The organism is Bradyrhizobium sp. S3.3.6 (genome assembly GCF_040546905.1).
Classification (GTDB): Bacteria; Pseudomonadota; Alphaproteobacteria; order Rhizobiales; family Xanthobacteraceae; genus Bradyrhizobium; species Bradyrhizobium cytisi.
Genome location: NZ_JBEPOT010000003.1, coordinates 221187 through 235911, shown reverse-complemented (window position 1 = coordinate 235911; position 14725 = coordinate 221187). Strand labels below are relative to the sequence as shown.

The following is a 14725-nucleotide window of genomic DNA, read 5'->3' as shown; positions in this document are numbered from 1 at the left end:
CGCGCCCCATCGCGCACGTTGCGAAAATGAAAACGCTAGCGGTCAGGCACGAACACGGTGCCGAGCGCGGCCGGTGCGGTCGAGCCGCCGGTGCGCGCACGGGAGAGCAGGACCAGCACGATGACGGTCGCGAGATAAGGCAGTGCCGACATGAATTGCGAGGGAATGCCGACGCCCCAGCCTTGCGCATGCAGTTGCAGGATCGTCACAGCTCCGAACAGATAAGCGCCGACCACCAGCCGGCCCGGGCGCCAGGATGCGAACACGACCAGGGCCAACGCAATCCAGCCGCGGCCCGCGGTCATGCCGGGAATGAAGAAGGGCGTGTAGGCGAGCGGCAGATAGGCCCCGGCCAGCCCGGCGCAGGCGCCACCGAACATCACGGCGAGGGTGCGAATGTGCAGCACGGGATAGCCGAGCGCATGCGCGGAGATGTGGTTGTCGCCGCAGGCACGCAGGATCAATCCTGCGCGCGTGCGGTACAGGAACCACCAGACGCCGATGATGAGTGCAATGGAGAAATAGATGAAGGCGTCTTCGCCGAACAGCACGCGACCTACCAGCGGAATGTCGGTGAGGCCGGGAATGTTGAGATGAGCTGCCGGCGTGATGCGTTCGCCGACGAAGCCGGCACCGATCAAGCCGGAGAGACCGACGCCGAGAATGGTCAGCGCCAGCCCAGTCGCAACCTGGTTGACGGCGAGCCCGAGTGCCATCAGCGCGAACATCAGCGACATCAGCGTGCCCGCGACGATGCCGAACAGCGCGCCGACCAGAATCGAGCCCGTCAGCCACGCGCCGCCAAAGCCGCAGGCCGCGCCGACGATCATCATGCCCTCGACGCCGAGATTGAGCACGCCGGAGCGCTCGGTCACGAGCTCGCCGGTTGCCGCGATCAGGAGCGGCGTCGACGCCGCGAGCACCGACAGGATGATGGCTTCAACCAGCTCCACGGGCCACCTGTCGGCTCGGGAAGACCAGCTTGAAGCGGTAGAGGATGAGGGAATCGCAGGCGAGCACGTAGAACAGCAAGATGCCCTGGAAGACCTTGGTGACGTCCAACGGGATCTTCATTGCGATCTGCGCCTGCTCGCCACCGATAAAGGTTAGTGCGAGAAAAAGGCCTGCAATTAATATTCCAATCGGGTTCAACCGGCCGAGGAACGCGACGATGATCGCCGTGAAACCATAGCCGGGCGAGATGCCGGGCTGGAGATGTCCGACGGGACCGGCGACCTCGATGATGCCGGCGAGGCCAGCCAACGCGCCCGACACCGCGAAGGTCAGGATGATCAGCTGGTTGGCGTTGAAGCCGCCGAATCGTGCCGCGCGCGGCGCGGCACCGACGACGCGAATTTCGAACCCCTTGATGGTGCGCCCGAGCAGGATCGCAGCCGCTGCAACCACCAGCAGCGCGATGATCGAGCCGAGATGCAGCCGGCCGCCTTCGATCAGCAGCGGCACCGTCGCAACCGGATCGAACTCGGCCGTCGTCGGGAAATTGAAGCCGTTCGGATCGCGCCAGGGACCGCGCACGAGATAGTCCAGCAGCAGGTCGGCGACATAGACCAGCATGAGGCTGATGAGGATCTCGCTGGCGCCGAACTTCACCTTGCAGATCGCCGGGATCAGCGCATAGAGCGCGCCCGCGGCTGCAGCCAGCACGAGCATTGCCGGCAGCACCCAGGCGCCGGCGTCGGTGCCTTGCGTCTTCACCGCGATCCAGCTTCCGGCGACGGCGCCGATCAGGAATTGCCCTTCTGCGCCGATATTCCAGGCGTTGGCGAGATAGCAGAGCGACAGCCCGATCGCGATCATCACCAGCGGCGTCGCCTTCACCGCGATCTCCTGAAGCGAATAGCTGTCGGTCAGAGGCGCGATGAAATAGGCCTGCAGGGCGAGCAGCGGATTCTTGCCGAGGATCGCGAACAGGATGGTCATGGTCACGATCGTCAAGCCGATCGCGATCAGCGGCGAGACCAGCGCGATCATGTTGGAGCGCTCGGCGCGCTTCTCAAGCACCAACTGCATGCACGGCCTCCTTCGGCTCCAGGCTGCTGCCGCCCATTAACAGGCCGAGCCTTTCGCGTGTCGCGTCGCGTGTGGCGAGCGGCTCCGACAGGCGGCCGTGGAACATCACGGAGATGCGGTCGGCGATTTCGGCAAGCTCGTCGAGATCCTGGCTGGTCACCAGCACCGCGGCGCCTGCGGTGGCGAGATCCAGCAACGCCTGGCGAATGACGGCGGCGGCACCGGCATCGACGCCCCAGGTCGGCTGGCTCACCACCAGCACTGCAGGGTTGCGCAGGATTTCGCGGCCGACGATGAATTTTTGCAAGTTCCCGCCGGAGAGGGATGCTGCTTCCGGATCGCGCTTGGCCTTGCGCACGTCGAAAGTTTCGGTGGCGCGGTCGACGGTCTTGAGCGTGGCTGCTGTGTCGATGAAGCCATGATGGACCATGCCGCTCGCCGCGTGTCCCGTGAGCAGCGCATTCTCCGACAGCTTCATGCGCGGTGCGGTGCCATGGCCGAGCCGCTCTTCGGGCACGAAGGCGGCGCCGAGCTTGCGCCGCTTGGTGATCGAGAGGTGGCCGGCGGCAATACCTTCGATCACCACCGTGCCCGGATCCTTCGACAGCCGTTCGCCAGATAGTGCTGCGAACAACTCGTCCTGGCCGTTGCCGGCCACGCCGGCGATGCCGAGGATTTCGCCGCCCTTCAGTTCGAAGGAGATGTGCTCGAGCCACACACCATGCGCCTCGTCCGGCGCGAGCGAGAGATCGTTGACGACCAGCCGCGGTATCGTGGTCTGCCGGCCCGCGGCTGCCTTCACTTCTTTGATCTCGCCGCCGACCATCATGCGTGCGAGCGAGGCTGCGGTTTCGAGCCGGGGATTGCAGGTTCGGATTTTCTTGCCGCCGCGCAGGATCGTGGCGGTATCGCAGAGCCGCTTCACCTCCTCGAGCTTGTGGCTGATGTAGAGGATGGCGCGGCCTTCGGCCTTGAGCCGCTCCAGCACGATGAAGAGCTGGTCGGCTTCCTGCGGCGTCAGCACCGCGGTCGGCTCGTCCAGGATCAGGAATTTCGGGTCCTGCATCAGCGCGCGGACGATCTCGATGCGCTGGCGTTCGCCGACGGACAGCTGCCAGACCTCGCGCCTGGGATCGAGCGGCAGGCCATAGGTCTTCGACACCTGCTCCAGCCGCGCCGACATGTCCTTGAAGGATTCCGTGCCGTCGAGCCCAAGCGCGACGTTCTCGGCGACGGTGAGATTGTCGAACAGCGAAAAGTGCTGGAACACCATGCCGATGCCGCGGCTGCGCGCTTCCGACGGGCCGGACAGCACGATTCGATCGCCCTGCCAGCGGATCTCGCCGGCAGAGGGCTGGATCAGCCCATAGATCGCCTTCACCAGTGTCGACTTGCCGGCGCCGTTCTCGCCGAGCAGCGCGTGGATTTCGTTCGGCCAGATCTCGATGTCGATGGAATCGTTGGCAAGGAAATCTCCATAGCGTTTGGTGAGTCCCACCGTCCTGAGTAACGGGGACTCGCCGGAATGCAGGCCGTTGGATGTCGGATCTAACATTCGCTGATGCGCTTGCATGGGATGAAGTGCCTTAATACTGGGCTAGTTTGAACCGCTGCGTAAGGTGTGAAAAAGCGTCATCCCTTGCTTAACGCTTCGGCAGAAGGCCGGTCGCGCGAGTCGCGGCCGTTTCCAGGCACCAGGCGTCCGCAATGGCCCCTTGCACGGCTCTTGCGGTTGCGCGCTGCACGCGGCGGCTGTTGCAAATTTGTGACGGTTCTAGCCAAATCGGAACCCGCTAGGCAGGCCTGACCTGAAGCTGAGCAAAGTCGCGCCACCCGCCTGTATGCATTTCTCCGTGACCACGACGGCCGCCTTCGACAGTCGCGCTTGGGTTATCGCGCCGATGCAAAAGCTAAACAGAATCAAACGGGAATGTTCGGCAAGACGTTGTCCACGGCCGTTGACGATGTCGCATCGGATACCCTCAAAATTCCGCAGTGAAATGCGATACGCTGCCGAAACAAGCGCCATGCCTTGAAAGAAGTTGAGGCTTCTCACTTCGGGACTTCGGCGCAAGTGTCGCTCCCAAGGGACATTAATTTTTGCGTGTCCAAGCTTGGGGGTATTCAGAATGTCGTTTCGTTTCAGGGCAATTGCAGCTGCAGTGCTGTCACTTGCTTCGCTCGCCACCGGTGGTCTGGCGCAGGCTGCGGATCTGCCGGTCAAGGCCGCCAAGAAGGCTCCTGATCTCCCGTTCTTCCTGGTGATCGACGACCGCGTGTCGTTCTCCTGGATGCCCAAGGGCACCGACCCCGGCATGTGGAGCACCCGCCCGGACGGCAGCATCAACGGCACCACCGCCAAGCAGGTCTATTCGTTCACGCACTTCGACCTCTGGGCCTACGGCACCAACTTCTTCACGATCTCGATGTTCAAGTCGGGTCATAACGACCCCGCCTCGCCCTGCGTCGCGCCGGGCGTGACCATCACCGGCGGTGTCGGCAACTGCGCGGGCGCAACCGAGATCTATGGCCTGTTCCGCTCGACCTTCGGCTGGAACGAGCTGTTCAACACCAAGACCTTCACGATGGGGCCGCTGCACAACATCTCGTTTGAAGTCGGTATGGACGCCAATACCGAGAACAACTTCCTTGCGCCTGCCAAGCGTGACGTGGTCGCTGGTCTCCAGTTCGCCTTCGACCTTCCCTACAAGGGCTATATCAACGTCGCTCCGTTGATGTATTGGGAGTTCCTGAACCACAACGCCTTCACCCAGTGCGGCCTGTTCGGTGCCGGCGTCGCGGGCGTGACCTGTAATTCCGACGGTAATGTCAGCTACAACCCGACCTGGGCCGTCGAAGTCAACTACTACATGGACCTCGGCTTCCTGCCGCCGAACATGCAGTTCTGGTCGATCAGCGGCCGCGCCGGCTGGTACGGACCGAAGGGCGACTCGAACGGCCTTCCTGCGCTTTCGGGCACTGGCATTTTCAGCACTAAGTCCAAGACCGAGTTGAACAGCGAACCGATCCGCCTGACCTTCGATGCGTCGAAGGCGGCTTTGGGTGACAAGTACTCGCACTTCGTCGACCTCTGGGTCGCCTACCGCTACTGGCAGAACAAGTTCGGCCTCGACCACAATGCCATGGCTGGCGTCTGCACGGTCGCCGCGACCGGCCAGAGCACCAAGAGCTGCACCGAGTCCACGGTCTACGGTGGTATCACTGTGAAGTTCTGATCGGCTGAAAGTTTCCGAGCTACAACGATGGCGCCGCGCAGCAACGCGGCGTCATCTTGTTTTCTTCACCTCGCCCCGCCTGCGGGGAGGTCGGATTGCATCGTCAGATGCGATCCGGGTGAGGGGGATTCTCCGCGAATCCAACTCTTACGATATTTGCGGAAGCAGCCCCTCACCCCAACCCTCTCCCCGCAAGAGCGGGACGAGGGAGCGCATCGACCCCGCGGCGCCTACTTCGTCCACACGCCGTCGTGCAGCGCTTCGGCCTCGTCTTCGAGCAGCGGTCCGACCACCGTCGTCGGCCGCTGGCCGCTGGCAAAGACCTCACGGCAGGGCAGGTCGAGCGTCGGGTTCTCCGGGTGATTGCCGGTGACGCTGCGCAGGCGGTGCTCGCTGAGGCCATAGACCACGCGGCCGATGCCGGCCCAGTAGATCGCGCCGGCGCACATCGCGCAGGGTTCGGCGGAGGAATAGAGCGTCGCCGTCGCCAGCACCCCGCGGCTCAGCGTGCGGCAGGCCTGAGTGGCCGCAAGGCGCTCGGCATGTGCGGTGCCGTCGTGGTCCGGCATGTAGCCGTTCTCGGCCTCGATCAGCACCTTGCCATCGGCATCGACGACGATGCAGCCGAACGGATGGTTGCCATGGGCAAGGGAACGGCGGGCGACCGCGAAGGACAGACGCAGGAAATACTCGTCGCGTTCGCTTGCGCCGTCCATCGATGCTCCCACAGCATGATCCGGAAAAGTGTGCATCGGTTTTCCGAAAAAATCATGCTCAAACGATTAGTCAGTGCCCCGCCATGTGCCGGCCGACCTCGGTGAGATCGGCTTCGCTGGTCCGTGCTTCATACACGAATTCGCCGTGGAACATCACCACCAGCCTGTCGGAAAGTTCTAGCAATTCGTCGAGATCCTCGCTGACCAGCAGCACTGCGGCGCCGCGGTTGCGCGCCGCCATGATCTCGGCGTGGATTTGCGCCACGGCAGCGAAATCGAGGCCGAAGCAGGGATTGGCCGCGATCAGCACCTCGACATCGCCCGCAAGTTCGCGGGCGAGCACGGCACGCTGGACATTGCCGCCCGACAGCGCCGAGATCGGCGTATCCGGGGTGCGGGTCTTGATCTTGTACTGCCCAATCTTCTTCTTCGCGTCGTCGCGGAAGGCGCCGCGGTTGAGCCACCAGCCGCCGCTGGCGAAGGGTGCGCGGTCGAACTCGCGGAAGGCGATGTTGTCCGCAACGCTCATGCCGCCGACGCACGCGTTCTTCAGCGGCTCTTCGGGCAGGAGCGACATCCTGTGGCGCCGCATCTCTTCGCGGCTGGCGTGATAGGGATCGCCTGCGACGCGGATTTCACCGCCCTCCGCTTCGCGCTGGCCGGCCAGGACTTCGACCAGCTGGCGCTGGCCGTTGCCGGAGACGCCGGCGATGCCGACGATCTCGCCGGCACGCACGGTGAGGGAAACGTCATGCACGGCGATGGCGCCGGCATCGTCGAGCGCGCGGACTTTTGCCAGCTCCAACCGCGCCTGTCCGGCTTCGCCGGTCCGCGGCGGCTGCACGGTCAACTCCTCTGCGCCGATCATGGTGCGCGCCATCGCGTCCGGCGTCAGCTCGGCGACCTTGCCGGCACCGGCGAGCTTGCCGCGGCGCAGGATTGTGACCTCGTCGGCGAAGGCCATGACCTCGCGGAACTTGTGTGTGATCATCAGGATGGTGAGCTCGCCCTTGACGACCATGTCGCGGAGCATGCCGAGCACCTCGTCGGCTTCGGCCGGCGTCAGCACCGAGGTCGGCTCATCCAGGATCAGGAAGCGGCGCTTCAGGTAAAGCTGCTTCAGGATCTCGCATTTCTGCCGCTCGCCGGCCGAGATGTCGGAAACTTTTGCCGAGAGCGGCACCTTGAAGGGCATCCGCGCCAGGAACGCCTCGAGCTCCTTCATCTCCTTCGACCAATCGACCACGGCCGGCACATTGTCGCGCGCCAGCACGAGGTTTTCGGCAACCGTCATGGCCGGCACCAGTGTAAAATGCTGGTAGACCATGCCGAGGCCGAGCGCATGCGCGTCCTTCGGATTGGCGATCGCCTGCTCGCGGCCGCCGACGAGGATGTCGCCTTCGGTCGCGTGGTAATAGCCCATGATGCATTTGACGAGGGTCGACTTGCCAGCGCCGTTCTCGCCGAGCAAGGCATGGAACGAGCCGGGCCGCACCTTCAGCTCGACATTGTCCAGCGCAACGAAATCGCCAAAGCGCATGGTCATGGCGATGGCGTCGACGCCGAAGGCGCCGGAGGGCGGAGGCGGTTCGCCGATGATCACGAAATCGCTCCGATGAAAGCATCCGATGTTGAGACGGCGCCGAACACGCCGCCCTGCATCTTGATCATCTTCAGCGCATGGTCGTGGTTGCTCTTGTCGGTCGCGCCGCAGCAATCATGCAGCAGCACGCATTCGAAGCCGCGGTCGTTGGCCTCGCGCATGGTGGTGTGGACGCAGACATCGGTGGTGATGCCTGTGAGGACGATGTTCTCGATGCCGCGCACGCGCAGGATCAGCTCCAGGTCGGTGGCGCAGAACGAGCCCTTGCCGGGCTTGTCGATGATCGGCTCGCCCGGCAACGGCGCGAGCTCTTCGATGATGTCCCAGCCGGGCTCACCGCGCACCAGGATGCGACCGCAGGGGCCGGGATCACCGATGCCGGCGCCGATCTGGCGCGAGCGCCAGCGCTTGTTGGCGGGAAGATCGGAGAGATCTGGGCGATGGCCTTCGCGGGTATGGATGATGTGAAAGCCTTGGCTCCGCATGGCGGCGAGCAGCTTCTTTATCGGCTCGATCGGCGCTCGCGTCAGCGACAGATCATAGCCCATTTTGTCGACATAGCCGCCGATGCCACAGAAATCGGTCTGCATGTCGATGATAATGAGCGCCGTGTTCTCGGGACGGAGATCACCATTGTAAGGCCAGGCGTAGGGCTCCGACTTAATATAACGCTCGGGCATGGTTTTGCTCTCTAGCGGGTGATCGACAATTCGGCCGGGGCTCCGGTCAGCGTGCGTTTCGGCGAGCAGGTGATGATCATGATCGCCAGCGTCAGGATGTAGGGCGCGGCGTTGAAGAGGTGATAGCCGGAGGTAACGCCGACCGATTGCAGTGCCGGTCCGAGCGCCGCGGCGCCGCCGAAGGCGAGCGAGGCCCACAGACAGAGCAGAGGATCCCAGCGCGCGAAGATCACGAGCGCCACCGCGGTGATGCCTTGGCCCGAGGAGAGGCCCTCGTTCCAGCTCCCGGGATAGAACAGCGATAGGAAGGAGCCGCCGATGCCGGCGAGGAAGCCGCCGACCATGGTCGCGCGCAGGCGGATCAGGAGCACGGAGTGGCCCATTGCACGCGCGGCGTCTGAGCTCTCGCCCGCGGTGCGGATGAGCAAGCCCCAGCGCGTGGTGCGGAAGGTCCAATAGAGGATCGGTGCCAGCGCGACGCCGATCAGGAACAGGACATTGACGCGCAGCGCGGCGCGGAGCTGCGGGATGTCGCTCCACCAGCCGAAATCGATTGCGGGTAGCCGCGGCGCGGTAGGCTCGATCAGCGGCTTGCCGAGATAGAAAGCGAGCCCGGTGCCGAACAGCATTAGCGCGATGCCGACGGCGACGTCATTGACGCGCGGCAGTGAGCAGATGCCGGCATGCAGCGCGCCAAGAAGCGCGCCGGTGATGCCGGCGGCGAGTACGCCCAACCAGGGCGAGCCGGTGAGGTAGGAAATGCCATAGGCGCTCATTGCGCCCATCACCAGCGTGCCTTCAAGGCCGAGATTGATGCGCCCCGAACGCTCGGTGATGCATTCGCCCAGGCTCACGAACAGGAAGGGCGTGGAGACGCGGATGGCGCCGCCAAGCACGGCGAGCGGGACGGTCCAGAGTCCGATCGATCCGTCTGCCATCTCAGGATTTTCCCTTCAGGAAACCGATGCGGCCGTAGAGCGCATCGCTGGCGAGCACGAAGACGAAGATAATGCCCTGGAGTACCTGGACGGACGCGTCGGGCAGTCCGAGGCGGCGTTGCAGCAGGCCGCCGCTGGCGCTGATGCCGCCGAGCAGGATCGCGACAGGAATGATCGCAAGCGGATTTTGCCGCGCCAGGAAGGCAACCAGAATCCCGGTGAAGCCATAGCCGGCGGCGAGATTGGCGTTGGTACGGCCCTGCACGGCCGCAACCTCGACCATGCCGGCAAGTCCAGCGGCACCGCCGGCGAGGAAGCAGATGGTCAGGATGAGCTTGCTGACGCCGAGGCCGACGATCTTGGCGGCGCGGATATTGCCGCCTGCCACGCGCGCGGCGAAGCCGAACACGGTGTGGTAGATCAGGATGTAAGCCGCGATCGCGGCGATCAGGCCGAAGACCAGGCCCCAATGCACGTCGGTGCCGGGGATCGAGCCGATCATGTTGGCGGCGCCGATCTCGCGGGTTGACGGCTTGTTGAGGCTCGCGGGGTCGCGCATCGCGCCTTCGACGAGATGGTTGAGGATCGCGAGCGCGATGTAGACCAGCAGCAGGCTCGAGATCGTTTCGTTGACGCCGCGATATTGGCGTAGCGCGCCCGCCAACATGATCCACAAGCCGCCGCCGATGACGCCGGCGCAGACCATGGCGATCTGGATGACGAGTGGCGGCATGCCCTGGAGTGCGAGCGCCGCGCTCGTCGCCGACAGCGCGCCGATCAGCAATGCGCCTTCGCCGCCGATGATGACCATGCCGAGTTGCGCCGGCAGCGCCGTGCAGAGCGCGGTGAGGATCAGGGGCGCAGCACGCGTCAGCGTGTTCTGCCAGGAGAACCAGGTGCCGAAGGCGCCGTAGTACATGTAGAAATAGAGGTCGAGCGGGTTCTTGCCGAACAGCATGACGAAGATGCCGAAGACCACGAGCGCGCCGGCAAGCGCCGCGCCCGGGATCAGGATATATTCGATCGTGCGGCCGTGGCGTTGGAGAAACCCCGGGTTGGCGGCCGGGGCAATTGTCCCGACCGCCTCGGCAGAATCTGCCGCTTCTGCTGTCACGAAGTCGCTCCGATCACGCCCTCGACGAGGTAGTCCATCTTCTCGAGCTCGGGATCCTTCTGGCCGCGATCGGTGCCGGCCGCGATCACCGTCTTGCCCTTGTTGTCGACCAGCCCACCCTTGAAGATGGCGTAGCCTTCGGCCGAGAGGAATTTTGCCTTGACCTCGTCGGCGTGCTTGCGCGCCTCGGCAGAGACTGCTTCGCCATAGGGCGAGGTCTTGACGATCTCCTCCTTGAGGCCGCCGCGGTAGAAGTTCGCAATGCTTTCGCCGGCGGCGATCATCTTCACAAACTTCGGATAGAGCGCTTCCCAATTCCATTCCGCGCCGGTCAGATACGCCTTCGGCGCAAGCGGCGACTGGTTGGTGTGATAGCCGCAGACGAAGGCGCCGCGGCGGGCGGCGTTCTCGACCATGGTCTTGGGGCCGTCGACGTGGCAGGTGAGAACATCGACGCCCTGGTCGATCAGGCTGTTGGTGGCCTCGGCTTCCTTGACCGGCATCGACCAGTCACCGGTGAAGATCACCTGCGTCGTGGCCTTCGGATTGGCGAGTTTTGCACCGAGAGCGAAGGCGTTGATGTTGCGCAGCACCTGCGGGATCGGTTTCGCAGCGACGAAGCCGAGCTTGCCGCTCTTGGAGGTGTAGCCGGCGACGATGCCGGAGATGTACTGGGCTTCGTCGATATAGCCGAAATAGCTGCCGGCGTTCTTCGGGTCCTTGTCGGTCCAGAGGCCGCCGCAATGCTCGAAGCGCAGCTTCGGGAACTTGTTGGCCATCTTGATCATGTGCGGATTGTAGTAACCGAACGATGTCGGGAAGAGCAGGGTGGCGCCATCGAGATTGATCATGGACTCGATCGTCTTCTCGACCGCGTCGGTCTCCGGCACCTTCTCTTCCTCGACAACCTTCAGTCCGGGAAGCTTCTTCAGCGCCGCCGCGCCCTGCGCGTGGGCCTGGTTGTAGCCGTAGTCGTCGCGCGAGCCGACATAGATGAAGCCGATGGTCGTGTCGGCCGCGAAGGCCGGGCGAGCGCCGGCCGCCGCACCGAGGGTCAGGGCGGCACCGCCCTGCAACAAGTGACGTCGTGAAATCCTGCCAAAATCCATTGCTTGCTCCCCTTGGCGGCTGGACCGCCTCAATCTCGCGGCTGCGCCGGTCTGGCGTAGCCCGGAACCGGATGTCGCAAGCTTCGTGCCAGAGACTCTGGAGCGGGCATTTCGGTATAGGCAATTGAAAACTATAAGATATATCTGCTGCTGAAATCCTGATCAGGAAACCGGCAGATTAAATTATGAGCAGTATTGTCCGATTGTATGCAAGGTAGTTAAGCAGTCTTAACTCGCACTCGCATGTACATGAGGGCACCGGGGCGGTCGGCCGACCACCCGCATTCATGCTAACCACGCGCTGACTTGAAGCGGCGCCGGCGGCCTGAATTCGCTGGCACCGAACTTGTATCGATTGGGGTTGCGACCGCGGCGCGGTCTCCAGAATGGAAAGCTTGACCGAGATGGCTGCCGTGACTGCCGTTGAACATGCATCGCTCGGCGAGGAGATCGTGCGCCGGATCAACGAGCTCGCGGCGATCTCGGAAGAAGACGGCAAGCTCACCCGCATCTATCTCACGAAGGAACTGCGCACGGCGTCGGACCTCATCCTTGGCTGGATGCGTGAGGCCGGCATGAGCGCGCATCTCGATGCGATCGGCAATGTCTGCGGCCGCTACGACGGCGAGCGGCCGGGGGCGCCCTGCCTGATGCTCGGCTCGCATTACGACACGGTACGTGACGCCGGCAAATGGGATGGGCCGCTGGGCGTGATCACGGCGATCGCCTGCGTCGCCGAGCTCAACCGGCGCGGCACGCGCCTTCCGTTTGCGATCGAGGTGGTCGGCTTTGCCGACGAGGAAGGCGTGCGCTTCGCCTCGACCCTGCTCGGCAGCCGTGCGGTCGCCGGCACGTTCGACGAGAGCGTCTTGAACACGCGCGACCGCGACGGCGTGTCGATGCGCGATGCGCTTATCAGGTTCGGCCTCGACCCTGACCATATCGGCGCGGCCGCGCGCGCGCGGCGCGAGCTGCTGGCCTATCTTGAATTGCACATCGAGCAGGGGCCGGTGCTCGAAGCCCGCAATCTCCCTGTCGGCGTCGTGACCGCGATCGCGGGTGCGACGCGGCTGGCGGCCCGGCTCACCGGCATGGCTGGGCATGCCGGCACCGTGCCAATGGCGCTGCGCCGTGACGCGCTCAGTGGTGCTGCCGAATGCATTGGCGCGATCGAGCAGTTTTGCCGGACCGACGAGGGGGGCCTGGTTGGTACCGTCGGCTATATCCAGGCGAGGCCAGGCGCGACCAATGTCATTCCGGGCGAAGTATCCTTCACCATCGACATGCGCGCGCCGACTGACATGCATCGCAACCGCGCGGTCGCCGACGTCGTCCGCCAGATCGAAGCGATCGCAAGGCGCCGGCAGCTGGCGCTTCAGCTCGACGTCACCCATGAGAACCGCACCGCACCTTGCGCGCCATGGCTGAAGGATCAGATCGCACAGGCGATCGCCGCCGAAGGTTTTTCCGCATTCGAGCTGCCGAGTGGAGCAGGGCACGACGGCATGGCGATGATCGATATCGCTGATGTCGGCATGATCTTCGTCCGCTGCCGCGGCGGCATCAGCCATCATCCGGACGAGCATGTCGAGCTCGCCGACGCCGACGCCGGCGCACGGGTGCTGCTGCGGGTGGTCGAGAATTTCAGGCCGCGAGTGGGCTAAGCCCCCCGCAAGTCACCGGGTAGAGATACGAATCAGGCAGGGCTAGAATAGCGACTGCCCAGCTCCGGGATCACCAGTCATCGGCCGACCTACACAGATGAACAGCGATATTTCCCTTTCATCCCATCGAGAGAACCGGTTTTACCAGGGCATGGCCGCGACCTTTGTCGCGAATGCGCTCCAGGCGGTCAATTTTCTCGGTGATCGCTTCCTGAGACAGTCGCATCATTCCTTGTCAGTCATCGAGGACCTTTACCGGCACTCGATGGACAGCGCCTTCTCGGTGACCGAGGCGTTCCTCGTCACGGGCGCACCGCACGCCTCAGCCTATTACCCGCGCGACTTTGCCTGGTTTTATCCCGACGTTCTCGACCCCGAGACCATCATGGATGCGCAGGACGCCGTGCGCCGGGCGCGCCTGCTCGAAAAGAGCGTGCGCCTGCTGCTGGAGGCCGTTCGCGCCGACGTCGTCACCACGACCATCGTTCCGGCGGGACGCGGCCGGTATCTCGGCGTGAACTATTTCTCGCGTCCTTCGGACACGCTGCTCGGCATTCTCGCTGGCCTCCGGCAGATGCTCTCCGCCGAGGAGCGGGCGTCGTCCTATCTGGCGATGTCGCAATGCGCGCATGCCGGTGGACTGTTGCTGGCCGAACACGGCGGCGATCTGAAGCGCGCGATCCTGAAGCTCGCAAGCGAGCTCGAGCCGTTCGAGGCTGACGGCGCCGGATATTTGCTGTGCGATGCCAGCGGGCCTCGCTCTGCGGCAACGGACACCCGCGCCGAGCGCCGGCGTTTTGTCACCAATGCCTGCGTCTACACGACCTTCATGTGGGGCGTGCAGCTCGGTGTGGTCGACGAGAGCGAGCTGAAGCGGCTGCTTGGGCGCGACCTCGGGCAGTATAAGCGGGACCTGCTCCGGCTGTTCGGCAAGGACGGCTATATCAGGCATTCGCTGGATGGACCGGCTGGCACGCCGGTGTCCCTGGTCGCGCTGGATTTCGTCAGCGTGCATCGCGGCTTCTGGGACATGAGCGATGCCAGCGAACGCGCGTTGTTTGCGGCCACGACGGATTTGATCATTGCCGAGCCGCGTTTCCGCATCCCCAGCACGTTCCACTTCCTGGTGTCGGCGGATAATCCGCGGAACAAGATGATCCACAAGATCGCGGCGCCGGCCTATCAGGGGCGCTCGTCCTGGCCGACGTTCAACGTCGAGTTCGCGGACCGCATGCTGGACTTTGACGAGTTCGCGGGGAGCGACACCTACCGCGCCTGCGCGCAAGGGATATTGAAGGACATTCGCACTGCGACCGAAGTCCACGGCGGCTATCAGGAGCTGATCTCCGAGCAGGGCCTGAAATATCGCACCTGGGCCTACAAAGGCGCGGTGGCCCATTCCTGGTTTCCGCGCTTCCTGTCGGTCTGGAGCAGGGCCTTCGGGACGCCCTTGCTCCATTGGAATGACTGAAGGCACCTCAACGAGTTTGCTGCTTCCCGCTCGCTCCGGGCCCTTCATGCGATGGAACCTCGGGTGAGATCGTCGGCAAGCCATTGGCAGCAATTCATATGCGCCGGCCAGTTGCGACAACGTGTCTCTGCACGTTGTCACAATCGCGTAATCCAACTGACAT

At 64.0% G+C, this 14725-nt stretch carries 12 protein-coding genes; 3 read left to right on the top strand and 9 right to left on the bottom strand.

What is annotated here, in order from left to right; genetic code table 11:
* Positions 1 to 35 precede the first annotated feature (35 nt).
* Genes ABID59_RS09965 through ABID59_RS09955 form a run of 3 tightly spaced genes read right to left on the bottom strand, consistent with a single transcriptional unit; the run spans position 36 to position 3586 of the window.
* The gene (locus ABID59_RS09965; RefSeq protein WP_354083277.1) at positions 36 to 953 is read right to left on the bottom strand and encodes an ABC transporter permease; all 918 of its coding nucleotides are present in this window, start codon (positions 951 to 953) and stop codon (positions 36 to 38) included.
* A complete protein-coding gene (locus tag ABID59_RS09960; RefSeq protein WP_354083276.1) occupies positions 940 to 2031 on the bottom strand; it encodes an ABC transporter permease in 1092 nt (363 codons plus the stop codon). The genes ABID59_RS09965 and ABID59_RS09960 overlap by 14 nt, the downstream gene beginning before the upstream one ends.
* On the bottom strand, positions 2015 to 3586 hold the full coding sequence (locus tag ABID59_RS09955) for an ABC transporter ATP-binding protein (RefSeq protein ID WP_354083275.1): 1572 nt from the start codon (positions 3584 to 3586) through the stop codon (positions 2015 to 2017). The genes ABID59_RS09960 and ABID59_RS09955 overlap by 17 nt, the downstream gene beginning before the upstream one ends.
* 574 nt (positions 3587 to 4160) lie before the next feature.
* Here ABID59_RS09955 and ABID59_RS09950 point away from each other — a divergent pair.
* Positions 4161 to 5267, top strand: coding sequence for a hypothetical protein (locus ABID59_RS09950; RefSeq protein ID WP_354035451.1), 1107 nt, complete (start codon positions 4161 to 4163; stop codon positions 5265 to 5267).
* Between the two features lie 230 nt (positions 5268 to 5497).
* Here the strand turns inward: ABID59_RS09950 and ABID59_RS09945 are convergent, their stop codons facing one another.
* From ABID59_RS09945 to ABID59_RS09920, 6 genes are all read right to left on the bottom strand, one after another.
* On the bottom strand, positions 5498 to 5983 hold the full coding sequence (locus tag ABID59_RS09945; RefSeq protein ID WP_354083274.1) for a nucleoside deaminase: 486 nt from the start codon (positions 5981 to 5983) through the stop codon (positions 5498 to 5500).
* Positions 5984 to 6053: 70 nt separating this feature from the next.
* Positions 6054 to 7586 (bottom strand): ABC transporter ATP-binding protein, encoded by a 1533-nt coding sequence (locus ABID59_RS09940; RefSeq protein WP_354035454.1) that lies wholly within the window; start codon positions 7584 to 7586, stop codon positions 6054 to 6056.
* Positions 7583 to 8266 carry a biuret amidohydrolase gene (gene biuH, locus ABID59_RS09935; protein WP_354035456.1) on the bottom strand — a complete coding sequence of 228 codons (684 nt, stop codon included), beginning with the start codon at positions 8264 to 8266 and terminating at the stop codon, positions 7583 to 7585. Before biuH ends, ABID59_RS09940 begins: the two co-directional genes overlap by 4 nt.
* Before the next feature lie 11 nt (positions 8267 to 8277).
* Positions 8278 to 9204: an ABC transporter permease gene (locus ABID59_RS09930; protein ID WP_354083273.1), complete on the bottom strand. Its 927-nt coding sequence runs from the start codon at positions 9202 to 9204 to the stop codon at positions 8278 to 8280.
* A 1-nt stretch (position 9205) separates the two neighbouring features.
* Positions 9206 to 10318, bottom strand: coding sequence for an ABC transporter permease (locus ABID59_RS09925; protein ID WP_148753460.1), 1113 nt, complete (start codon positions 10316 to 10318; stop codon positions 9206 to 9208).
* Complete coding sequence (locus ABID59_RS09920) at positions 10315 to 11427, bottom strand: BMP family ABC transporter substrate-binding protein (RefSeq protein WP_354083272.1); 1113 nt, start codon at positions 11425 to 11427, stop codon at positions 10315 to 10317. The genes ABID59_RS09925 and ABID59_RS09920 overlap by 4 nt, the downstream gene beginning before the upstream one ends.
* 404 nt (positions 11428 to 11831) lie before the next feature.
* On the opposite strand from ABID59_RS09920, the gene ABID59_RS09915 reads away from it, so the two are divergent.
* Together ABID59_RS09915 and ABID59_RS09910 are read left to right on the top strand one after the other, a co-directional pair.
* A complete protein-coding gene (locus ABID59_RS09915; RefSeq protein WP_354083271.1) occupies positions 11832 to 13091 on the top strand; it encodes an allantoate amidohydrolase in 1260 nt (419 codons plus the stop codon).
* Between the two features lie 97 nt (positions 13092 to 13188).
* Positions 13189 to 14562: a hypothetical protein gene (locus ABID59_RS09910; protein WP_354083270.1), complete on the top strand. Its 1374-nt coding sequence runs from the start codon at positions 13189 to 13191 to the stop codon at positions 14560 to 14562.
* Positions 14563 to 14725 lie beyond the last annotated feature (163 nt).